The following is an 18954-nucleotide window of genomic DNA, read 5'->3' as shown; positions in this document are numbered from 1 at the left end:
TGATCCCGAGAAGAGGCCCCGTAGGAAGTATCCGCAATGACGAAGACACTGATCTTTTTGTTGCTGAAGCAAAGGTTCCCGAAGATTCTAAATCTATCGGCATTCCAATGAACCAACTCTACCCCCTTGCCAATGAACATGACATCACTGTTCTTGGATTGGTAAGGCGCGGCAGACGGTTCCCCGGCTTTGCACGTTACGAAGAAATTCGAAAGGATGATCATCTGGTACTTGAGGGCGACCCAAAATCTATCGAAGCATTTTTAGGGAGCGCAGAACTCGACTTCGCAGGAAAAGAAAAGCACGAACACGGTCTGACGAGCTCTTCATTAAAACTTGCCGAAGCGATTGTTCCCGAAGGCGCAAGAATAGAAGGAAGATCAAGTAATAGTCTAAGACTTCTTTCTCGACACGGCGTTACACTTCTGGGCGTTTCCAGACAAGGAAAACGCTTTCGCGAACGTGTTCGTAAGCTAAGGGTTGAAAGCGGTGACATGCTTCTTCTTCTTGGCCCTGAAGATCGCTTAGCAGAAGTTATGAGTTGGCTCGGCGTTCTTCCTTTAGCTGAAAAACAGCACTCTGTCATTCAACGCAAAAAAGCTTCACTCGCGATAGGCTTATTCCTCGGTGCCATTGCTTTGTCAGTCGCAGGCTTAGTTTACCTCCCCATCGCATTGGCTGGCTGTGTTATTGCCTTTGCAGCACTTGGTGTTGTCTCTGGACGAGAAGTTTATGAAAGTGTCGAATGGAAGGTTATTGTACTTCTGGCTTCGCTTATACCACTTGGTATCGCCTTGGAGAATTCTGGCGGCACCAAACTTATCGCAGAATTGATCGTTGCTCAAACCACAGGTTGGCCACATTGGGGTATATTGACAGTCTTGATTGTTGTCACCATGACCTTGTCAGATTTTCTGAACAATGTCGCCACAGCTCTGATTGCCGCCCCCATAGGGCTGGATATTGCGAATGCCATCGGAGCCTCCCCCGATCCTTTTCTGATGGGCGTCGCTGTTGCAGCCTCTTGCGCTTTCCTGACCCCTATCGGACATAAAAACAATACAATCATCATGGGGCCTGGTGGCTATCGTTTTGGTGACTATTGGCGGATGGGCCTCCCCTTGGAAATACTGGTTGTCACAATCTCTGTTCCGGCAATCCTGTTCTTCTGGCCACTATAGGCACTTGCATTAGTTTAGGCTGTTGATTTGATGTAATCCTGAAATGGTGGAAAGCATTTTATTAGCCCTTGAGCACCTAGCTTTTCCATTAAAGCTACGTTTCGTTCCGGTATTTCATCCGGTGATTTGTAGCTGTCGAGCACACGCCCCATCTGTCCTTCGCGAATGATATGAAGAACAGGGAAAGGCGACCTGTTTGTCCAATTGGTAATATCTTCTGCGGGAAGATCAGCAAACTGGTAGTCAGGGTGGAAACTGGCGAGCTGGAATAAGCCTTCAACACCTGATTGGACCAAAGCATCTTCTGCGACATCTAGTAAATCTAAAAAGACTTCAAAATCTTCGAACCCTTCGGGAAAAATCACAAGCGATGTAGAAGCCTCTTCCTCTGGACTTTTCTGTAAGAATAAAAGCTCGTTTAGAAATCCATCCATCGCTGCCGAGAGATCTTGTTCTTGAACCACCACATAACGAATTGACCCACGACTTCGTTCTGGTGCAGCAAAGGGGCACAGGTTTTGGCCGATGACCATTGCATCAACCCACAATTTGGTCAGTTCTTGAGCATTGGCAATGGTATAAGGAGGATATAGCTGAGACATATAAAAGTTATAGACCCAATTCTATGCATTGCCCAGCAAGACTTGAAAACCAATGACATCTGAAAATTAACTAGATCTGGGAAATCAGTGATGCCTTAAAACATTGTAATCAGACCAAAAGACGGCAACAAAAAAGGCGACCACAAGGGTCGCCTTTTGAATACTTATTCCAAAAACTTAGAACAGACCTTCGATCTGTCCTTGTTCATTCAGATATATGTTATTTGCTGCAGGCTGACGCGGCAGACCAGGCATTGTCATGATCGCACCGGTAACAACCACGATGAAACCAGCACCCGCTGAAAGGCGAACTTCACGTACAGGAACTGCATGACCTGATGGTGCACCAAGAAGTGCCGGGTCAGTTGAGAAGCTGTACTGAGTTTTTGCCATACATACAGGGTAATGACCGTAATTTTCCTGAAGTTCTGCAATCTGCTTACGAACAGCAGCATCAGCAATAACTTCGCTTGCACCATAAATTTCTGTCGCAATGGTTTCAATTTTTTCCCATAGCGGCATTTCATCAGGATAAAGCGGTGTAAAGTCTGCAACACCAGAATCTGCAAGCTCAACAACATGATGAGCCAATTCTTCGGTACCTGCACCACCATTTGACCAGTGACTGGCAACGATTGCTTTTGCACCCAGCGCTTCGCAAGCAGCAGAAACAGCAGCAATTTCCTCGTCGGTATCAGTAATAAACTGGTTAATAGCAACAACAGCAGGAACTTTGAATTTTTTGATATTGGCAATGTGACGCGCAAGGTTTTCACAACCTTTGGTCACAGCTTCAACGTTCTCATTACCAAGATCAGCTTTAGCTACACCACCATGCATTTTCAGCGCACGAACGGTAGCAACGATAACAACTGCAGCTGGCTTCAGACCCGCTTTACGACATTTGATGTCGAAGAACTTCTCTGCCCCCAAATCAGCACCAAAACCTGCTTCTGTCACAACGTAGTCTGCAAGTTTCAGAGCAGTCTTGGTTGCGATAACAGAGTTACAACCATGCGCGATGTTCGCGAAAGGACCACCGTGGATGAAAGCAGCGTTATTTTCCAGCGTCTGAACCAGGTTGGGTGAAATCGCATCTTTCAACAGAACAGCCATTGCCCCTGGACCTTTGAGATCGCGGGCATAGATTGGCTGTTTCTCACGTGTGTAAGCAACAATAATATCCCCAAGACGATTAGAGAGATCGTTCAGATCCTTGGAAAGACAGAAGATAGCCATGATTTCGGATGCAACCACGATGTCGTAACCGTCCTGCCGAGGGAAACCATTAGCAACACCACCCATGGAGTTGGTAATCGCACGTAGAGCACGGTCATTCATGTCAACAACGCGTTTCCACTGAACACGACGGGAATCAATACCCAGTTCGTTACCCCAATAGATGTGGTTGTCCAAAAGTGCAGATAAAAGATTGTGCGCAACACCAATTGCGTGGAAGTCACCTGTGAAGTGAAGGTTGATGTCTTCCATTGGAACAACCTGGGCGTAACCGCCACCAGCAGCACCACCTTTAACACCAAAGCACGGACCCAATGATGGTTCACGTAGAGCCATGATTGCCTTTTTACCAATACGGTTCAGGCCATCACCCAGACCAACGGTCGTTGTTGTCTTACCTTCACCCGCCGGTGTTGGATTGATCGCTGTTACCAAAATCAGTTTACCATCCTTATTTCCCTGGATGGAATTGATGAAATCAAAAGACAGCTTTGCTTTGTGCGGACCATACTGAAGCAACTGGTCAGCAGGAATTCCAACTTTCTTGGCAACCTCAGTAATTGGTTGCATCTTTGCCTCGCGGGCAATCTCAATATCACTCTTGGCCATGGGGCTTTGCCCTCCCTACGTATCGGTAACAAAATTTCAAGAGACATTAACTGGGGTTTTCTTTTGGAGATATCGCAAGAGCGTCACTCCGTCATCAAGAAACACCGAAATCAGGTCGTTTTAGCATTCGCAATAAACTATCATAGCATACGAATTTCAAATCACTAAAGGCAGCCCAACGACCATAAACTACATCTAAGACAGCCTAACAAATTGAAATATATACTATATTTCTCTTAATAATTTTCGAGCATTAACAAACGCAGCCATATGAAATGCTGCGTGATCATCATTAAGAGTATACCGCTGCCCTATCGGACAAGCCCTGCGGGCCAGGCACCCCTTTGAAGCACAGGATGTGCCATCGCTGGATGCAACATGGCGAGCACAAGCAAGATAATCATACCCCCTATCAACATCAAAAGCATCCACAGGACAGGTATGTAAACAGGGTTGCTCAATGCAGCTCAAACAGGGGCTCACAGCTTCTGCGTTCATAACCGGCAATTCCAGCCTAATCGGAAGTGCGATAGCTGCCCGTAAAGCATGCCAAGTCCCCCACATGGGGCTAATATATAAACCAATCGGGCTGGGGAATAGGTCTACACCACGCGATGCCCACCTTTGGAAAGGATGATAGGGAGGACCATCCGAGGGAAAAAGCGCCTCACCACCAGCTTCAGACGCTATTGGTTCAATAACTCTTTTTGTCCAGCTATCCATCGGATCAGGAACAGCGTTCAAATATTCATTAGCCCCTTGAAAGGCTGACCAGAAATCACCAGAACCAATATTCCCGACCATGACAACCGACAAAGCGACCTGCCCTGATGATAGATCTGGCACATGATCATCTGGCTCGGGGTGAAAAACACCCATCAATACAAAGCCCTTGTTTTCAAGGTCACTTGTGAAATCATCAAGTTTCAGTGGACTATTCCTCGTATCAACTCTCTGAGTAACGAACCCAAGGCTCTGGAGGGCTTGGATCTTGAGGCCACTCCACAATATGATCTTCCAGATCAGCATCCTCAACGTCTGTTTCAGAAACCACCTTATCCAAAGCCGATACTCCGGCGTCATGAACTGAATTTGGATTGCCTGTAATCAACGGATGCCACCAGGGAAGATCCTTCCCTTCATGCAACAAGCGATAGGCACAGGTTGGCGGCATGAAGCTCAATGTTTCGATATTATCTGCGGTGACCTTGATACAATCAGGTACATAGTTATGGCGTGTTTCATATAAGCTGCATTGGCAAGTTCCAAGATCCAAAAGTTTACATACAACATCTGTATCAACAATCTCTTCTGTATCGGCGTCTTCCAGCTTCACAAGACAGCACTTGCCACACCCATCGCAGAGACTTTCCCACTCAGTGGGTGTCATATCTGCCAGCTTTTTTGTTTTCCAAAAAGGCTTCTCTTCTTTTTCTCTCAACATACGACGTAACATGCTTTTTATAGTTATCGAGTATAATCTTTTCATGCCCCATTTAAGGCATCATTTTGTGCATATTTAGATAATTAAATTATAAGTAACAAATCTTATATATACTAAAAAAAAATTTGGGCCTGCCACCCATGTGCTTATGTATATCTTCACGCTCGCAGATAAGGATCTCAGTCAAGATGAGACAGTTGTTTGTGTTTCGTTTAATTTATAGAACTCTTTTTCTCTTCCCCCTTTTGCTTTTCGTTTCTCCATTAATAGTCGAGGCCGATACTTTTGCACTCAGGATGGATGAACGGCAAGAAGGCACATCCCTATATTATCACGAGCTTTTGATATCTGCTCTGGCATTAAACGGCCATACTCTGAAAGTGATCAACAAAGGGGATTTACCCCAAAAACGGTTAGTGATCATGTTTGAGAAAGGTGATCTTGATATCATCTGGCTTTTGAAGTCCAAAGAACGGAATGAAAAGTACATTGATATCAATATTGATCTGACAAACGGGATGATGGGACAGAGAGTTCTGTTTATTCCCCCCTATGCCATAAATGAGTACGCCCATATAAAAACCATTGAAGATTTTCGCAAATCTCAAAAAGTTGGTGCCTTTGGCGCAAACTGGTTTGACGAAGAGGTATGGAAAGAAAACAATCTACCGTATCGTATTATAGACGGAGACTGGGGATCAATTTACAATCGGTTACTCCATATAAAACCAGAGATGACAGACCGTCTATTTCATTATTTTTCCCGCAGTGTGACCGAGGTAGTTCAGGAGGCCAAACACTACCCAAAACTAGCAATAGAACCCTATCTTCTATTTAAATATGACAGAGATTTTCATTTTTATATTCGCAAGGAAAACAAACATTTGAAACCAATTTTGGAACAAGCGCTTCGAAAGGCAAAAGAAACAGGCTTAATGGGCAGACTAATTCAAAAACACTTTGGCAAACAGCTTCAGTCTCTAAAACTCGAGAACAGAGTTCTCTTACAGCTAACAACACCACAATAACCACAACTTCTTTCTGACCAAGCCTAGTTATGTCGCGCCACAGGTCTTCTAGGCTCTAACCGATAAGTTAAATCCGATTTTACGACAAGATTTTGCCTCTATAGCTTGCTTGCAAGGAAATAACTGGTCTTTCAAGGAGTTGCACGCCCCCTCAGGGCTCGTGCAACTCCTGCTCAGACATCATGTTTAGCCATTCAATAACTTTGCTAATCGCAATCGATTTCTTTTTCCCCTTAGGATGAAGCAGCCAATAAGCCTGGGAAAGTGTTGCTTCTTTTCCTTCGAACGGTTTGATAAGCAAGCCCGTTGCCAAATCGTCTTCAACCAACCGTCCCCGTGCCAGCGCCACTCCCAAGCCTTGCACTGCCGCCCTAAGCACCAGATCTGAAGAAGCAAAACGCGGTCCAGCACGTGTATCAAAAACCAACCCGTCCTGTTCTGACAACCAACGCTGCCAACTTGCCTGCGGGTCACGATCATGCAACAGGGGCAAACCATCCAAGGCTGATAATTCGGTAGGGCGCCCCACCTTTAGCCAGAATGATGTACTCATTACCGGAAAAAGCAGCTCATTCATTAATGGTGTACATTCCAACCCTTCCCAAGGCCCCTGCCCCATTCGAATGGCGATATCAGCCCCATGGTCGCCGGCAAAGTTTAATTTCTGATCGACAACAATGGACAGCTCTATCCACGGGAAAGTCGCATTAAAATCTTGCAACCTGGGAAGCAACCACCGTGCAGCAAAGGACGGCGTCGTTGAGATTGTTACAGCATTTCCTTGTTTGCTCTCCCGAACGGCCTCTACGGCACTTGCTATATCATTTAGATTTTCAAGTGCAACGCGCCCTATATCTTCCCCTTGAGGGCTGAACTTAATTGTTCTCACGCCTTGTTCGCGATCGATCAAAGGAACGCCGATCCATGCCTCCAATTCCTGAACATGCTTGCTAATGGATGAATGTGTGATTTCAAGGAGCCGCGCGGCTGGCCTTATACCACCTGTTTCGTAGACAGCTGCAAAAGCCCGTAAAGCATTTAGTGGTAAATTTTTCATGGGTTATTTTATAGACCAAAATCATTGATTTTGTGAACAGTGTAAATTCAAAAAATCCATTAAAAGAATTGAAACGTTAAAACAACGAAAATCATAAATTAAGAAATAATACAAAATATCAAATAGATATAATAATTTTCTAAGAAAGAAGGCGAGTCACATGGGTATGCTGCATAAAGGACAATGGACTGACAAAGATGACATCATTCATGGCGGTGCATATATTCGCCCTGAAAGTAAATATAATGGTGAAATCCCAACAGATGTCATTGACAATATTGCCACTTCACCAGGTCGCTATTGGCTTATTGGGTCGAATAGTTGCCAATGGTCGCAAAGACCCATGCTAATGCGTCATCTGAAAAAATTGGACAAACATATTCCCCTTCATATCGCTCATGGTCCCCGTCTGGAAGGATATGCAATAAATGGTGGAAGCGAATGGAAGATCCCCGGATCCAACCAGACAATACACCATCTACATCAGCTCTACACTTTAAGTGATCATACTTATACCGGTCGCTCCACTGTGCCTGTCCTCTGGGATTGCCAGACTCAACAAATCATTTCCAATGAGTCATCCCAAATCATGCTTGCACTCGATAAAGTTGAGACAGAAGGTCAACGCCGCCTGACTTACTATCCGTCCGCACTTATAGAAGAGATGCTCGCCACAGAGAGCTGGATATATAACGGGCTGAGTAACGGCGTTTACAAAGCAGGCTTTGCCCAAAGCCAACATGCTTACAACCAAGCTGTTGAACTTGTGTTCGATACTCTGGACAGACTGGAACTGATACTTACGAAAAAACGATTTCTTTTTGGAAACAATCAGACCGCATCTGACTGGAAGCTATTCACAACCCTTATCAGGTTTGACCTCGTGTATTACACATTGCACAGATGCACAAAAAAACGGCTAATCGACTACCCAAACTTATGGGCCTACACGAGAGATTTATACCAAACACAATTGATCGAAAGCGCCGTTAACTTCCCAACTATTGTAGCAGCCAGTTTCCAAAATGATACGTCGAACAACCCATTCAATATTATCCCTGTGATGCCAGACCTTGATTGGAAAGAACCACATGGCAGAGATGACTTGAGGTGAAATTCAACCCGCGAATCACGAATTCAACAAACCGAGAAAGCAAGTGCTACGATTTACCGCACCCAACATCACACAATCAACACCAATTAAGTGTTAATTGTTTAACATTCTATATCAGTTAGTTAATTTGCAGAAATAAAATACAACACAATTTATTTGGATATTGTCCTTGATATTACTGTCAACTATGTTAAATCAAACTTAAATGTAATATGCAAAACACTATATGTATGATACATACTCGTCCCAAATTACATGACACCACAGGCGAGATTATAAGGGTGTGCCCGACAACACGTCTGTCAGCGCACTGATAAGCACTAAATAAATGCCTCAATCAAAAGGCAATTTATTTAGTGCTTATTCCGACTGGGAATAGAATTCCCGGCCACAGATGAACGAATTTGTAGCAAAGGCTTTTACGAGCCACGCTGTCATAGTAAGGAATCAGGAGCAGTTAATGACTGTTGAGCAATTGGCAATAGCGGATCCAACACCGGGTGATACCATGGCAACCACTGAAAAGCCGTTACCTAAATCGGTAACCGGTGAAACTGTACTGTCTGTTACCCACCACACGGACACGCTGTTTTCCTTTAAAATCACACGTCCAGCAGCTTTTCGCTTTCGTACAGGTGAATTTGTCATGATTGGCCTTATGGTTGACGGCAAACCACTCTTGCGTGCCTATTCTATTGCCAGCCCAGCCTGGGATGAAACGATCGAACTTTATTCCATTAAAGTTCCAAACGGTCCGCTTACATCTCGCCTACAAAATATCAAACCTGGCGACATGGTTCTCTTGGGCAAAAAACCAACCGGAACGCTGGTCCTTGATGCACTGGTTCCCGGCAAGCGTCTTTACATGATGTCAACAGGTACAGGACTTGCACCTTTTGCCAGCGTTATCCGTGATCCGGAAACTTACGACAAATTCGAAGAAGTTATCCTGATTCATAGCTGCCGTTATAAAGAAGAATTAAAATACGGCGAAGAGCTCGTTTCAAGCCTTTATGAGCACGAATTTCTTGGCGAAATGGTTTCTGAAAAGCTGAGATACTATAACTCAGTAACGCGCGAAGACTTTGTTCGCCGCGGTAGGATTCCTGAACTCTTCCGCTCTGGAAAAATCACAACGGATCTTGAGACACCAGCTCTGAACCCTGAAACAGACCGCGTCATGATCTGCGGCTCTATGGAAATGCTTAAATCCTGTGCTGAGCTTTGCGAAGAAGCAGGCCTAAGCGAAGGCGCCAACAGCAAACCAGGTGAATACGTTGTTGAGAAAGCTTTTGTAGGCTAGTGAAAATCATCAGGATCACATAAAAAACGGCGCCCAAGTGGCGCCGTTTTTGTTTCTTATCTCTATATTGAATATTATTGCCAACCTACCATACTCAGTGATAAATTTACCCTTAATCATTGATATAAAGACATTCCTATGCCTACTAGCATCGAATTCAAAAATATTTCTAAACGCTCAAATCAAGTTTTACTGGCAAGCTACATTGCAATTGCATCTCTTGTGGCAGTGCAAATAGCTACACTTTTTGAATTATCCTTACTAGAAGACATAAAACGTGGTAATTACAATTCAACAGAGCAGCTCGATTCACGCATAGCTAATAATGATTTATGGATTGAAATCCTTAATCTTGCATCTGCCTTAGCATTTATTTTTTACATCGTTTTATTTTTCATGTGGATCTATCGTACTAATTCTAACAGTCACACTTTCACCCAAGGAAAAATTAGACATACACCAGGCTGGTCTGTTGGCTGGTTCTTTATTCCAATCGCAAATCTCTGGAAGTCTTATAAAATTCCAGCAGAGATTTGGAAGGCCAGTAAATTAGGACCAGACTACAATCACACACACACGACCCCTTTATTTTTGAAGTTATGGTGGGTCGCTTGGATTGCAGATAATTTATTCTCCCAAATCAGCCTCAAAATAACTGACTCAGCAGTTGAACCACACGAACTGATTAACGCAGACCGCATATTCTTTTCCAGCAATATCGTTTCAATTATCTCTATCATTCTTACCATTAAAATGGTTAAAGAGATTAATCTATTGCAGGAGAATCAAAGCAATCCCATAAGCGAAGTATTCGCCTAGCTAAAAATATTGCTTAAAAAACATTAGCGACCGCCAACTGTTAGTCACTAGAGATAGCAACGACCTCTTAACTAAGAACACATGCGGATTTCCCAAGGCACGGCTTCCTCATAAATATAATTTCAAGCTTCTTCACCTACTTACGAATAGCAGGTTGTGTTACACCAAGGTCTATAGCCGCCTAAGAAATACTTCGTAATCGAGCTACAGCCTCAAAGGCACGCACTGCAGAAAGAGGGTGCAACAGATTACGCGACTTCATATTAGATATTCTTAGTGTTGGCAAAATTATTACGAAATTGATTTTATGGAATTAAAGGTGTTTTTTAAAGCACAAAGCCAATACACATAAGCATACTTAAACAAGATCGAAATTATGGAACTCTGGATTCCCATCACAGTTGCCGCTGCGCTATTTCAAAATATTCGCACAGCTCTGCAAAAGCACCTTAAAGGTCGGCTGGATACAACAGGTGCGACCTACGCACGTTTTCTCTATGCCGTTCCCTTTACTTGGGTATATTTGACTGCCTTACTTAATTTCCAAAGCTCCGACACGAACCTGCTTCCACCAATAAACGTAACCTTCTTAAGCTACGGCGCGGTGGGGGGAATTGCACAAATACTCGCAACCTTTCTTCTTGTTTGGCTATTTGGACAAAGAAATTTTGCCGTTGGCACCAGCCTGACCAAAACAGAAGCCATCCAGACGGCCCTGTTTGGTTTTGTTCTCTTGGGTGACAACCTATCCATTCAAGCTGTCGCGGGCATCATAATAAGTTTGGTTGGTGTGCTTGCTCTCTATCAGAAAAAGAAACAAGACACCTCAGCACCTTTTACCAAAAGCACAAGATTTATAACCCGAGTGTTAAGGGCAATAACAACAGACAGAAGCATCCTCCCCGGGCTCGTTGCTGGCGGACTTTTCGCCGTATCCGCCGTATCCTATCGCGCGGCATCACTATCATTGGGCGAAGGCGGATTTGCCATTCAGTCAGCCTATACACTGGTGTGGGTAACTGGCTTTCAAACCCTCATAATGGGGGGCTATATATTAAGCACGTCCCCCAATGTATTCATCAGAGTCCTTCAAAGCTGGAAAGCTGCGATCTGGATTGGATTAACAGGTATGCTTGGTTCTGCGGGATGGTTTGCCGCAATGACCTTAGAGAATGCAGCGCACGTCAGGACACTTGGACAGGTAGAACTTATATTCACCCTGATTATTGGCTACTTGTTTTTTAAAGAACGCCTAAAACGTATAGAGTTAATTGGGATAGCCCTCATTACAGCAGGGATTATTACACTAATATTGGAATAGTAACACGCTGCTTGATCTAGGCCGTCAATCTTTGAGCCTCAATAGGGAATACCAACGTCACGGTTGTTCCCACACCGGGCTCACTTTCAAGTAGAAACTCAGCCCCATGCAATTCCGCCAATCGCTTGGATAGCGGCAACCCAAGCCCCGTCCCTTCGTGCTTGCGGCTAAGACTGGAATCAACCTGACCAAAAGGCGCCAAAGCTTTAGGTATTTCACTAGATGACATGCCGATTCCTGTATCCATAACCGATAGCTCTAAGCCGCGGCCAGATACGTGACTTGCGATCGTTATATCCCCCCCCGGTAGTGTGAACTTGATGGCGTTGGAAATCAGGTTGATTAAAATCTGTTTTATCCGACGCTCATCACCACAAAGACTTGGAAGTCCTGTTTCAAGCTGCAGCAAGACACTCAAGCTTGCCTGCTCAACACGGCCAGACAACATTTTATGACAGCGTTGCACAACATCGTTAATGTCAAAATGTTCTTCGTGAAGCTCAATTTTACCCGCCTCTGCTTTCGACAGATCCAGAATGTCATTGATAAGTTCAAGCAGATGGCTGCCTGATTCATTCACATCCCGCGCATAGTCCTTATACCGAGGGCTACCAAGAGGACCGAACATTTCATTTGCTAAAATCTCAGAGAACCCGAGAATTGCATTCAATGGCGTACGAAGCTCATGGCTCATCAAGGCCATAAATTCTGATTTCGCCCTGTTTGCCAACTCGGCACTTTCTTTGAGAACAGTTAGTTCTTTTTCTACCTGCTTTTGCTCTGTAATGTCCTGCATCACACAGACGAAATACTGAATCTTGCCATCGTCATCAAAAATTGGGCTGAGATCAATTTGGTTCCAAAGCGTATGACCATCCCGATGATAGTTCAGCATATCAACACGGGCATGACGATTTTCATTTAAGCTCGTTTCCAGAACATGCCGTACATGAGGATCAGTATCATCCCCCTGCAGGAAACCAGAATGGAGATAGGGTATTTCCCTGTTTGTATAGCCCGTTAACTTTGTAAAAGCAGGGTTTGTGTAGATTATTGGACGGTTATCTTCCTGCGCATCTGCGATGATAACCCCCGCGTCTGTTGAGCTTACAGCAGCGGCCAACCGATGATTTTCACGACTAAGATCCATTAGCTCCGCTTCACGAGCTTTATAGTCACTAATATCGGTATAAACAGTAAATAAATCATTTTCCGGGGTCTTATGATCGGTAATTTTCAGCCAAGAATCTTCAGAGAACTGGAATTCCCGATTTCTTTTTCCCCGACGCGACATCATCGCCTTAATATAACTCTCGCGTTTCTCAACGCTCAAAGGGTCCTGGCCGGTATTCACATAGGAAATTGAGACATCCTCATAGGTCATACCCACCCGAATTGCCATGGGGCGTCCGGGGAAGAAAATTTCCTGAAAACGACGATTGAATGCAACCAGCTTATCATTTTCATCGTAAAGAGTGACAGCTCCCGAAAAACTTTCGAACGCACGAAACAATCGCGCATGAGCAGTTGCCATTTTTTGCTGCTCTTTTCTGCGTTCTGTTACATCACTTCCTGCCCCTCTATAGCCTTTAAATTCGCCTTTTTTGTCAAAAACAGGAACACCGCTTAATCGCAGTATACGCGACACACCAGCCAAATCAGGCACAACAAGCTCGAGGTCACGAAAAGAAGACCGTGATTTCAATATCTTTAAGAAGCTCTCATCTGTCAGACCATCCCCCTTTACATCACTAAAGGATTTTCCCAACAAATTCCATTCCTGAAGTTGGGACACAAAAGTAAAGCGCAAATCTGGCCCCATTTCCCAAAACCAATCCGTCGCCGCACCTGCAATATCTCGAAATCGACGTTCACTATCTTTAAGGGCAAGCACCGCACCATCCCGACGCTGAGCCGTCGTAACAAAAACACGCCCCCCCAGATAAAGGGCAATTATCAAGACAAGGCTAGCCGCCAATGCAAAACCAACCGATGCAGAGTAACGATCACGCCATACGACCTCGATATAATCAGCGGGAATACCAATGACGACGGATAAACCAAAATGGTGAATCTCTTTGCTCATGACAATCCGCTCTACCCCATCAAGATCAAGAACAGAGGCATCATCATTTTTGGCTAATTCATTTAGCTTATAAGGCGTTTCTCGCCCGATTAAATCACCGGAAAAATTATCGTCTAGCCACAAACGACCTGTATCAGTTTGAATTGAAACCAGTGATCTTTTGGGCAAGCCAAGAACAGCCCAACGCGTCATAAAGTCATGCACACGAAAAGTCGATGCAACATATGATCTGCCCTCGTCACCATTACTCTTGATTTCGCGCAGTACTGTTGCATACCATTCATCGTTAACTTGAAATGGTAAACTGATCCCTGCGGCACGATCCAAGTCAACTCTCTCAACTAGAGACTTGAGCTCTGGCTCAGGCGGTAAAGGTATAGACTTATCCCCGAGAACAATTGTTCCACCCGCATTTAAAATCGATACAAACTGAACATTATCAAACCCAGAACGCCGACTGCTCAGAGGAATTTCATCATCTATGTTCTTGAGAAAAAGTGTTAACGGGGAAGCAATACGGTTTAAAGCCGTATGAACTTGCTGATCAATTTCGCTGGATACTTCCTTATAGGTGCTATTTATCCATAAACCAATTAATAGAGCTGAAAAAATAAAGGCGGCAACGTTCAGTTGAATTGCCCGAACACGTAACCGACGCACAGAAAGAGTTCTTGTAAGCCCACGGCTCCTCCCCCCGTCCTCACCTTCAGTCGCCTCAAACAGCTCCACATCGCCCTTTATCACAATAAATCCCTCACTCTAACCTGTAATCATTTACGATTAAGAATCTCAATTGGTAAGAATCCCAATTGGGTTCAAAACTTATGATTACACTGCGATATACGCGCGCATTTAATACCTTATTAGATACCAAGAAAATCCCCAAGAAAGGACCCAGAGCCATCCGGCCACTTAACGTCTAGATCACATCTACAGACCAAGACTTATTAAATAGTTAAAAATGGGCGTATATGCGTTACAATATCATGACGTTTCAAACAAATGTTTGTCATTATTTCGTCAAAGGAAAAATGAGCGTCGCATATCGAACATGCAAAGCGGAATTTTTACAGTTATATAAATGTTATACATGGGGTCATGCGAATAAAATATGTGGCGTCGCATAATCGCTCCCCTAATAAATATAACCTTGGTATGAGAGTATACGGACATGTCTGAAGAAGATGATCTAGATCTGCGCACGCTTGATGATGACGAACTTGTCTTGCAAATGCATGATGACCTCTATGATGGTCTGAAAGACGAAATTCTGGAAGCTGTGAATATTCTTCTGGAACGCGGCTGGGCCCCATATGATGTTCTGACCAAAGCTTTGGTGGAAGGCATGCGCATTGTCGGTGTTGACTTCCGCGACGGCATCCTTTTCGTACCAGAGGTTCTTCTTGCTGCAGGCGCCATGAAAGGCGGCATGGGCATTCTTCGTCCTCTTCTGGCTGAAACCGGTGCACCAAAACTTGGCAAGATGGTTATCGGCACTGTTAAAGGCGACATCCATGATATTGGAAAAAATCTAGTATCTATGATGATGGAAGGTGCTGGCTTTGAAGTTATAGACTTAGGCATCAACAACCCGGTTGAGAAGTATCTAGAAGCTCTAGAAGAACACCAACCAGATATCCTAGGTATGTCCGCACTTTTGACAACCACAATGCCCTACATGAAGGTCGTTATTGACACCATGAAAGAAAAAGGCATTCGTGACGACTATGTCGTAATGGTTGGTGGGGCACCACTTAACGAAGCTTTTGGTGAAGCTATTGGTGCAGATCACTACTGCCGAGACGCTGCTGTGGCCGTTGAAATGGCGAAAGAAGCCATGCAACGCCGACATAACCAAGCTTAAAAAGCCGAATAGTTCAGGACGATGTCCGATATAAACACCCACATCGACGATAAGGAGAGTAAAACTCTCCTTATCGCATGTGGCGCAGTTGCCAAAGAAATTATTGCCCTTAATAAACTGAATAGCTGGAATCATCTCGAGATTACATGTCTTCCAGCAATCTGGCACAACACGCCAGATAAAATTCCAGAGGGCGTCCGTAACAAAATCCAAGAAAACAAAGATATTTACGGAAATATTGTTGTCGTTTATGGCGATTGCGGTACTGGCGGTGAACTGGACAGAGTTCTGGAAGAGGAAGGCGTCAAACGCATTGATGGCGTCCACTGTTATGCTTTTTTCACAGGCCTAGATGCCTTTGATCAGATGCATGAAGATGACATCACATGTTTTTACCTAACAGATTATCTCGTTAGACATTTTGATACCTTGATTATGGAAGGAATGGGCATTGCAAAACACCCTGAACTTTTACCAATGTATTTTGGCAACTACACAAAACTTGTGTATCTGGCTCAGACAGAAGACCAGAAACTTCAAGAGTTGGCACAGCAAGCAGCCGAAAAAATTGGCTTGGAATATCAATACAAATTTACGGGATACGGTGAGTTGAGCAGTTTTATGTCTGCCATCAACTAGGAGATTTACATTGGCAAAATTAACACTTGTTTATTGGCGGGATATCCCTGCGCAGGTTATCGTTAAAGCAGGGCGCAAAAACGCGAAAATTCAGTTACACGAACGCTTTGAAAAAGCAATCGACCGCGCCGCGATGAAAGCCAAACTTAAAGACAGTGATTCATATCTGGAACACTGGCGCAGAAGCGCCCCCATAGACTGCGGGGATAATCTGGATGCCGAAGCACAAGCCATGGCAACAAAGATCGAAAATGAATACACCGACGAAAAATTAGACGCCCTCGTTCAAAACGGTGGTCTTTCCAACGATAGTTAAGTCGCCAGTTAAGCTAAAGACTAACGCCCATTTAGGTTTAATGAGATGAGTACAGAGTTCAATCCAGAAGTCGTAAAACAACAAATCATCGACTTCATGACTGGTTTTACAATTGAAACCACACCGGGATCAGCGGCAAAGACACCCGATTATCGTGTGCACCTTCGCCCAGGTACAGAAATTGCTGTCACCTTTCTTCCCGGCTCTGACTTTGCTGATACCGTTTCAACGTCGAAACGCCTCAAAGACGAAGGTTTCATCCCCCTTCCACACTTTGCTGCGCGCTCTATTCGATCTCGTAATGATTTTGAAGAATACCTCAAAACCCTACAGGGCGAAGTTGGCATTGAACACGCTGTTGCTCTTGGTGGGGCCGTTGACAAACCACTTGGCGAATTCGAAAGCTCAATGCAGTTGATGGAAACGGGACTTTTTGACAAATACGGTATAAAATCAATTGGTGTGGCCGGCCATCCAGAAGGAAGCCCTGACATCAACGAAGTTGGTCTGCGTGAAGCTATTGCATGGAAGAACGCCTTCAAAGAGCAAACAGATGCTTACATGTACATTGCCACACAGTTCTGCTTCGAAGCAGAACCGATCATTGCCTGGGACAAAAAAATTCAAGCTGAAGGCAACAAACTTCCGATACATCTTGGCGTCCCCGGACTGGCAACCCTAAAAACGCTCATGAACCACGCAAAAGCTTGTGGCATTGGCTCTTCCATGCGTGTTCTGACCCGACAAGCTAAAAACATCGCCAAACTTATGACCGTCAATGCGCCGGACAAACTGGTTATGGACCTCGCCCGCTATCACGCAGAAGACCCGAATTGTGGCATCAAAAAAGTTCATATGTATCCATTGGGCGGTATGAAAAAATCTGCTGCTTGGAGCTATGCTGTTACTGACGGCGACTTTACAGTCGACCCCAAAGGCAAAGGGTTCAAGGTTAACCGTGATATCGGATAATATTGCTAAAACTTGTAACTTTGTCGCTTCTATAGCCGAATAGTTACCTGAAAGGACTATTCGGCAGAGGCAATTCTGATATAAGTCCTATACATAATTTAGAACATATGGCTTGACCTGCAAGCCGCTACTTTACCGGAGACGCACCGATATGACCCGTACGATCCTTAGTTCAGCGACCAAAGAGATCGCGATTGGTTTTGATGATCCTTTCTGTATTATTGGCGAGCGGATCAATCCAACAGGCCGTAAAAAGCTTGCAGAAGAAATGGCCAACGGTGATTACAGCCGTGTGGAAGCAGACTGTCTGGCACAGGTTGCCGCAGGCGCACACATGCTGGACGTCAACGCAGGTATTCCGCTTGCTGACGAGCCAAAAATCCTCGCCGAAACCATTCAACTTGTTCAGGGCCTGACTGATCTTCCCCTTTGCATTGATTCTTCTATCATTGATGCACTGGAAGCTGGTCTGAAAGTATATAAAGGTCGTGCGCTTGTTAACTCTGTTACCGGTGAAGATGAATCTCTTGAGCGCGTTCTACCGCTTGTGAAGAAATACGATGCAGCAGTTGTTGCGATCTCCAACGACGAAACCGGTATTTCTGAAGATCCGAACGTACGTTATGAAGTGGCCAAAAAGATTGTCCAACGTGCTGCCGATCACGGTATCTCACACGACCGCGTTGTTGTTGATCCACTGGTGATGCCAATTGGTGCTATGGGCACAGCCGGGAAACAGGTCTTTGCCCTGCTCCACCGTCTGAAAACAGAGCTTGGTGTGAACACCACCTGTGGCGCATCCAACATCTCATTTGGTCTGCCAAACCGTCACGCCATGAACGCACACTTCCTTGCCATGGCAGCAGCGGCGGGCATGACATCCGCCATCATGAACCCATTACACGAAGAAGAACTGGCCGGTATCCGTGCTTCTGACGTTCTGCTTGCAAAAGATCAAGACTGTCTGAAGTGGATCGCTAAATACCGCGAGCCAGCCCCAGAAGGTCAGGTTAGTGCACGTGGAGAGCGTCGTAACAGACGCAAACGGGCCTAACGAGTTCCAGCGAACAGTTGGTATTTATTAAAAGGCTCTCTTCATTTTATTTACGAAGGGGGCCTTTTTACTTAAAAACAATTCGCTTTAGTCTCGGTTATAGTTTCCCTATTTCCAACAAAGATCCTAAAGTTAAACACAAAGCCCCACGCGTCATACGCCAACACGGATAAGAACGCTAACAAGGGGCAAAGGAACAAGGAGAGATCCGTGGCAAAGAATGCACATATCGTATTTACCCCTTCTGGTCGACGTGGTGATTTTCCGATCGGAACGCCTGTCTTAACAGCGGCGCGTAGCCTGGGT

17 protein-coding genes are annotated in these 18954 nt (G+C 44.7%); 11 read left to right on the top strand and 6 right to left on the bottom strand.

Features of this window, described 5'->3' with window-relative positions; all coding sequences use genetic code 11:
- On the top strand, positions 1 to 1181 hold a 1181-nt coding region (locus Q0241_RS11155; protein WP_299377356.1), incomplete at its 5' end, for an SLC13 family permease.
- 14 nt (positions 1182 to 1195) lie between these two features.
- Here the strand turns inward: Q0241_RS11155 and Q0241_RS11150 are convergent.
- The 4 genes from Q0241_RS11150 to Q0241_RS11135 form a co-directional block, all read right to left on the bottom strand.
- Positions 1196 to 1783, bottom strand: coding sequence for a DUF1415 domain-containing protein (locus Q0241_RS11150; RefSeq protein ID WP_299377355.1), 588 nt, complete (start codon positions 1781 to 1783; stop codon positions 1196 to 1198).
- A 177-nt stretch (positions 1784 to 1960) separates the two neighbouring features.
- Positions 1961 to 3631: a formate--tetrahydrofolate ligase gene (locus tag Q0241_RS11145; protein ID WP_299377354.1), complete on the bottom strand. Its 1671-nt coding sequence runs from the start codon at positions 3629 to 3631 to the stop codon at positions 1961 to 1963.
- A 225-nt stretch (positions 3632 to 3856) separates the two neighbouring features.
- Positions 3857 to 4510, bottom strand: coding sequence for a ferredoxin (locus Q0241_RS11140; RefSeq protein ID WP_299377352.1), 654 nt, complete (start codon positions 4508 to 4510; stop codon positions 3857 to 3859).
- Between the two features lie 67 nt (positions 4511 to 4577).
- Positions 4578 to 5075 (bottom strand): YcgN family cysteine cluster protein, encoded by a 498-nt coding sequence (locus Q0241_RS11135; RefSeq protein WP_299377350.1) that lies wholly within the window; start codon positions 5073 to 5075, stop codon positions 4578 to 4580.
- Positions 5076 to 5263: 188 nt separating this feature from the next.
- Between Q0241_RS11135 and Q0241_RS11130 the strand changes: the two genes are divergently transcribed.
- Positions 5264 to 6103: a hypothetical protein gene (locus Q0241_RS11130; protein WP_299377348.1), complete on the top strand. Its 840-nt coding sequence runs from the start codon at positions 5264 to 5266 to the stop codon at positions 6101 to 6103.
- Between the two features lie 151 nt (positions 6104 to 6254).
- On the opposite strand, the gene Q0241_RS11125 is transcribed toward Q0241_RS11130, so the two are convergent.
- Positions 6255 to 7160 carry a LysR substrate-binding domain-containing protein gene (locus Q0241_RS11125; RefSeq protein ID WP_299377346.1) on the bottom strand — a complete coding sequence of 302 codons (906 nt, stop codon included), beginning with the start codon at positions 7158 to 7160 and terminating at the stop codon, positions 6255 to 6257.
- 160 nt (positions 7161 to 7320) lie between these two features.
- Here Q0241_RS11125 and Q0241_RS11120 point away from each other — a divergent pair, with 160 nt between their 5' ends.
- The 4 genes from Q0241_RS11120 (at position 7321) to Q0241_RS11105 (ending at position 11717) form a co-directional block, all read left to right on the top strand.
- Positions 7321 to 8274 carry a glutathione S-transferase C-terminal domain-containing protein gene (locus Q0241_RS11120; protein ID WP_299377344.1) on the top strand — a complete coding sequence of 318 codons (954 nt, stop codon included), beginning with the start codon at positions 7321 to 7323 and terminating at the stop codon, positions 8272 to 8274.
- A gap of 508 nt (positions 8275 to 8782) precedes the next feature.
- Complete coding sequence (locus tag Q0241_RS11115; RefSeq protein ID WP_366941174.1) at positions 8783 to 9577, top strand: ferredoxin--NADP reductase; 795 nt, start codon at positions 8783 to 8785, stop codon at positions 9575 to 9577.
- Between the two features lie 138 nt (positions 9578 to 9715).
- Positions 9716 to 10396 carry a DUF4328 domain-containing protein gene (locus tag Q0241_RS11110; RefSeq protein WP_299377340.1) on the top strand — a complete coding sequence of 227 codons (681 nt, stop codon included), beginning with the start codon at positions 9716 to 9718 and terminating at the stop codon, positions 10394 to 10396.
- Between the two features lie 376 nt (positions 10397 to 10772).
- Positions 10773 to 11717 carry a DMT family transporter gene (locus Q0241_RS11105; protein WP_299377338.1) on the top strand — a complete coding sequence of 315 codons (945 nt, stop codon included), beginning with the start codon at positions 10773 to 10775 and terminating at the stop codon, positions 11715 to 11717.
- A 16-nt stretch (positions 11718 to 11733) separates the two neighbouring features.
- On the opposite strand, the gene Q0241_RS11100 is transcribed toward Q0241_RS11105, so the two are convergent.
- Positions 11734 to 14547, bottom strand: coding sequence for an ATP-binding protein (locus Q0241_RS11100; RefSeq protein WP_299377336.1), 2814 nt, complete (start codon positions 14545 to 14547; stop codon positions 11734 to 11736).
- Positions 14548 to 14974: 427 nt separating this feature from the next.
- Here Q0241_RS11100 and Q0241_RS11095 point away from each other — a divergent pair, with 427 nt between their 5' ends.
- From Q0241_RS11095 to Q0241_RS11075, 5 genes are all read left to right on the top strand, one after another.
- Positions 14975 to 15667, top strand: a complete 693-nt coding sequence (locus Q0241_RS11095) for a corrinoid protein (RefSeq protein ID WP_299377334.1) — start codon at positions 14975 to 14977, stop codon at positions 15665 to 15667.
- Between the two features lie 21 nt (positions 15668 to 15688).
- The gene (locus Q0241_RS11090) at positions 15689 to 16306 is read left to right on the top strand and encodes a DUF1638 domain-containing protein (RefSeq protein ID WP_299377332.1); all 618 of its coding nucleotides are present in this window, start codon (positions 15689 to 15691) and stop codon (positions 16304 to 16306) included.
- 10 nt (positions 16307 to 16316) lie between these two features.
- Positions 16317 to 16622, top strand: coding sequence for a virulence factor (locus Q0241_RS11085; protein ID WP_299377330.1), 306 nt, complete (start codon positions 16317 to 16319; stop codon positions 16620 to 16622).
- Between the two features lie 45 nt (positions 16623 to 16667).
- On the top strand, positions 16668 to 17594 hold the full coding sequence (locus Q0241_RS11080; RefSeq protein ID WP_299377328.1) for a methylenetetrahydrofolate reductase: 927 nt from the start codon (positions 16668 to 16670) through the stop codon (positions 17592 to 17594).
- Positions 17595 to 17745: 151 nt separating this feature from the next.
- A complete protein-coding gene (locus Q0241_RS11075; RefSeq protein ID WP_299377326.1) occupies positions 17746 to 18648 on the top strand; it encodes a dihydropteroate synthase in 903 nt (300 codons plus the stop codon).
- The last annotated feature ends 306 nt before the right edge of the window (positions 18649 to 18954 follow it).

The organism is uncultured Kiloniella sp., from assembly GCF_937128705.1.
GTDB lineage: Bacteria > Pseudomonadota > Alphaproteobacteria > Kiloniellales > Kiloniellaceae > Kiloniella.
The sequence above is the reverse complement of the archived record's forward strand: the minus strand, read 5'-3'. Positions and strand labels throughout refer to the sequence as shown.